The organism is Lutibacter flavus, from assembly GCF_900188355.1.
In the GTDB taxonomy this organism is placed as follows: domain Bacteria; phylum Bacteroidota; class Bacteroidia; order Flavobacteriales; family Flavobacteriaceae; genus Lutibacter; species Lutibacter flavus.
In genome coordinates this window covers 1,005,330-1,009,735 of the sequence record NZ_FZNX01000001.1, presented here as the reverse complement: position 1 = coordinate 1,009,735, position 4,406 = coordinate 1,005,330, and the positions used below count along the sequence as shown (strand labels likewise).

The following is a 4,406-nucleotide window of genomic DNA, read 5'->3' as shown; positions in this document are numbered from 1 at the left end:
GTTTCATTACTCGAACTGACGAAATAGCGTTTATAAAGTCACTTCGAGTGAATTTTGAAGAAAATAATATCGAAAAGTGTTGATGAGTTCTCGATACGCTACGCTACTCGAACTGACGAAATTTTAAATAGAATTAGTAATAGAAGTATCAGTGTGAAAATTAAAGTAAAAGAATAAAATGAAAAAAGTATTAATTACAGGAATGGCTGGTTTTATAGGTCATCATTTAGCTAAATTATTAGTTGCGTCTGGTTATGAGGTGGTTGGATTGGATAGTAATAATGATTATTACGATGTAAACCTAAAATTAGCACGATTAACTGATTTTGGTTTTAATACTGCTGACATTGAATATAATAGGCTATTAAAAATTAAAAATAATTCATTTATTAAATTAGATTTAACTGATTTAGAAAATATAAAACAACTTTTTAAAGAACAACAGTTTAATTATGTGGTAAATTTGGCCGCTCAGGCTGGAGTCCGTTATTCACTTGAAAACCCGCATTCATATGTGGATAGTAATATCACAGGTTTTTTAAATATTTTAGAAAGCTGTAGAGCATATCCGGTAGAACATTTGGTATTTGCTTCATCAAGTTCTGTTTATGGATTAAGTGAAGAAATTCCTTTTCACGAAGATAATTGCACGGATCATCCTTTAGCAATGTATGCAGCAAGTAAAAAAGCGAATGAAATGATGGCGCATTCTTACGCCAATTTATACAATATTCCTTGTACAGGATTACGGTTTTTTACGGTATATGGACCTTGGGGTAGACCAGATATGGCTTTGCATATTTTTACGAAAGCGATGGTTGAAGATAATGAGTTTGAAGTTTTTAACAATGGAAACATGAGTAGAGATTTTACCTATGTTGGTGATATAGTTGAAAGTGTTAAGCGCTTATTGCCATTAGCACCACAAAAAAATAACCCGGCATTTAATCCTAAAAAGCCAACTTCATCAAAAAGTTCAAAACCATACCAGTTATTTAATATAGGAAATAATAGTCCGGTTGCTTTAATGGATTTTATTAAGGCAATTGAAAAAGCGTTGAATAAAAAAGGAAAGATAGTTTTTAAACCAATGCAGCCTGGAGATGTACAATCTACCTATGCAAATGTGGAAAGTTTATTTAATTATATAAATTTTAAACCCGAAACTAATTTAGAAGATGGGGTTAAAGCTTTTGTGGACAAGTATTTGGAATTGAATAAGGGAAGTTAAAATGCATTATGAGCACTTCGACAAGCTCAGTGTGACATTTGTTTTGATTAAAGTTCGGTTGTCAGTCTGAGCCTGTCGAAGACTTTTTAATTCGTTCTAATTTGTTTGAACATTATTAGTCAGTCTTAGCCTGTCAAAGACTTTTAGTAAAACGATTTCAATTCTAACTTCATAAAACACTTCGTAAACCCAGTGTGGCATTTGTTTGATTAAAGTTCGGTTGTCAGTTTTAGTATTTCTAAGATTTTTGGTAAAATGCATCCAGGAAACTTAGAATACTTCAAGTTTAGAACGTTTTACATGTTTTATTTATCTATGAATTTGTTCTTGCATTTAGGGTTTATGCTTTCTAATAAAGGCATTTTTCATAAAAAAAGTTAATTTAATATTTTCTATATTTAGAAACTAAATATTTATAAATATGTATAGAATGTTACTATTGATTCTTTTTACGTTGGTTTCTTGTGGACAAAACAGATCCGAAGATATTGAACCGATAAATTCAAATATCAATCCCATTGTGAATCCAAACCCAAATACAGAATTAAGTTATTTAGCACTTGGAGACAGTTACACTATTGGCGAAAGTGTTGGTTCCAACGATCGTTGGCCGGTAAAACTAGCACTATTATTAAAAAAAGCAGGGTATAATTATACACAACCTAAAATTATAGCAAAAACTGGTTGGACAGCAGGTCAGTTGAAAGCCGCTATTAATGATGCCAACATTCAACAAAAATATAATTTGGTAACTCTTCTAATTGGAGTGAATGATCAATATAGAGGGCTTAGTGTGGAAAGTTTTAGAACTGAATATATAGAGGTTTTAAATAAAGCGATTGACTTAGCATATAATGACCCTAAAAACGTACTGGTTGTTTCAATTCCTGATTGGGGAGTGAGTCCTTTTGCGAAAAATAGAAATCGAGCTGAAATAAGTGAACAAATTGATTTATTTAATAAGGTAAAAAGAGAAGAAACAACTAAAAGGCAAGTACGTTTTATTGATATTACTGGAATTTCAAGACAAGCATTAAACAATGATTTGTACATAGCAAGTGATGGGTTGCATTTTTCAGGGGCAATGTACCAACTTTGGGCGGAAGAAATTATAAATAGAAGTTTTTAAGAATCATTTTATATGAATTTATTTGAAAAAAAAGCATTAGAATTAGATCAAAAAGATTCCTTAGCTCATTTCAAAAATCGCTTTGTAAACGATTCTAATTTAATCTATCTTGATGGAAATTCTTTAGGTAAATTACCAAAGGCTACCATTGCAGCCAGCGCTAGTTTACTTGAAAATCAATGGGGGAATCGCTTAATAAGAAGTTGGAATGAGGAATGGATTGATCTTTCTAATGTTATCTCCAAGAAAATTGCAAAATTAGTAGGAGCGCAGCCTGATGAAATTTTTGTAGGAGATACCACTTCTTTAAATTTATACAAATTGGTGTATGCGGCATTAGAATTTGGGAAAGGAAAAGAGAAAATAATAACTGATGCCTTAAATTTTCCATCTGATTTGTATGTGCTTGAAGGGCTCGTAAACCAACACTTTAAAAAGCATCAAATTGAAATTGTAGGAGATTCTAATGATGTTTTGATAGAGAATGAAGCTATAAATAAGCAATTAGATTTGAATACGGCATTGTTGACATTAAGTTTGGTTACTTATAAAAGTTCTTTTATGTACAATATGAAAGAAATAAATGAACTTGCGCATGCTAAAAATAGTTTGGTATTATGGGATCTGTCGCACGCCGTTGGTGCTGTTCCAATTGATTTAAACAAAAGCAATGCAGATTTAGCAGTTGGCTGTACTTATAAATATTTAAATGGAGGTCCAGGTGCTCCTGCGTTTTTATATGTGAAAAAATCGTTACAGGAGAAATTGAGAAACCCTATATGGTCATGGTTTAGTCATGAAAAACCATTTGACTTTAATTTAAATTACCAACCAGGAGAAGGTATTCATAAATTTGCGGTTAGTACCCCATCCATTCTTTCATTAGCACCTGTTGATCAGGGGGTTTCTGTTGTTTTAGATGCGGGTATGGAAAACTTACGTATTAAAAGTGTAGCTCAAAGTAGTTTCTTGCTAGCATTAATTGAAGAGGAATTAATTCCTCTAGGTTTTAAAATAGCATCTCCGTTAGAAAGTGAAAAAAGAGGTTCTCATATAGCTATTCAACATTCGGAAGGGTATAGAATTAACCAAGCAATGATTCAGCCAAAAGTGGGAGCTAAAATCATTATTCCAGATTTTAGACCACCAAATAACATACGATTAGGAATAGCTCCTTTATACATTACTTATATGGATTTATACGAGGCTGTTCAGCGGATAAAAAATATTGTAGAGTTTAAAGAGTATGAGAAATACAGTAAAAAAAAGGCATTAGTGACTTAATTATTCAAAGATTTCCGGATGTTAGAAATAAAGGAGAGCGGCATGCTGAATGCGACACACGGTGTCTATCGAAGGTTCTAGTTTGGGTTTCGATAGTCAGTCTGAGTAATTCGACTAAGCTTAGTACAAGCCTGTCGAAGACTTTTGACAAACCGATTTCAATTCTAACTTCTTAAAACACTTCGACAAGCTCAGTGTGACTTTCGTTTTGATTAGAGTTTATCTGTCAGTCTGAGCACTTCGACAAGCTCAGTACAGGCCTGTCGAAGACTTTTTAATTCGTTCAAATATGTTTGGGTTTTAATAGTCAGTCTGAGAACTTCGATAGGCCCAATTCGACTGGCATCTTTTAAACACGTATTACAAGCAGGTGATACAGCATCAAGACCGATATGACTGAACTAACACGCTTTATATATTAAAAAATAATTCAGGAATCCTTAAAACACTACAACTGGCAAGGTTTTTATTAACAATTGTTACTATTTATTGTCAAACAAAATCAAAATAAACCAAATAAAAGTTGAAATATTATATTTGATATCCTACTTTTACTCTATAAATTGAAAACGATTGGCGGGAACTGATCGGGATTTTTTTAGAAAATACAACTCAATAATCAGGGGTCCTAACCTAAAATTATTGAGTTTTTTTATGCTTTTATTCGTTTATTTTCATTCCATCACTTCGAGTGATTTTCGATAGAAAATTGTATCGAAAAGTATTTGTTGTATTTCTTAATATATTATCCTACCCTAACAG

The 4,406-nt window shown here is 32.2% G+C and carries 3 protein-coding genes; all 3 read left to right on the top strand.

All coding sequences use genetic code 11. From position 1 onward, the window contains the following. The first annotated feature begins 178 nt into the window (after window positions 1-178). Window positions 179-1,231, top strand: a complete 1,053-nt coding sequence (locus tag CHB63_RS04450) for an NAD-dependent epimerase/dehydratase family protein (RefSeq protein WP_089377198.1) — start codon at window positions 179-181, stop codon at window positions 1,229-1,231. A gap of 430 nt (window positions 1,232-1,661) precedes the next feature. Further along, window positions 1,662-2,360 (top strand): SGNH/GDSL hydrolase family protein, encoded by a 699-nt coding sequence (locus CHB63_RS04445; protein WP_089377587.1) that lies wholly within the window; start codon window positions 1,662-1,664, stop codon window positions 2,358-2,360. 12 nt (window positions 2,361-2,372) lie between these two features. Beyond that, a complete protein-coding gene (gene kynU / locus CHB63_RS04440; protein ID WP_089377197.1) occupies window positions 2,373-3,644 on the top strand; it encodes a kynureninase in 1,272 nt (423 codons plus the stop codon). Window positions 3,645-4,406: the final 762 nt, after the last annotated feature.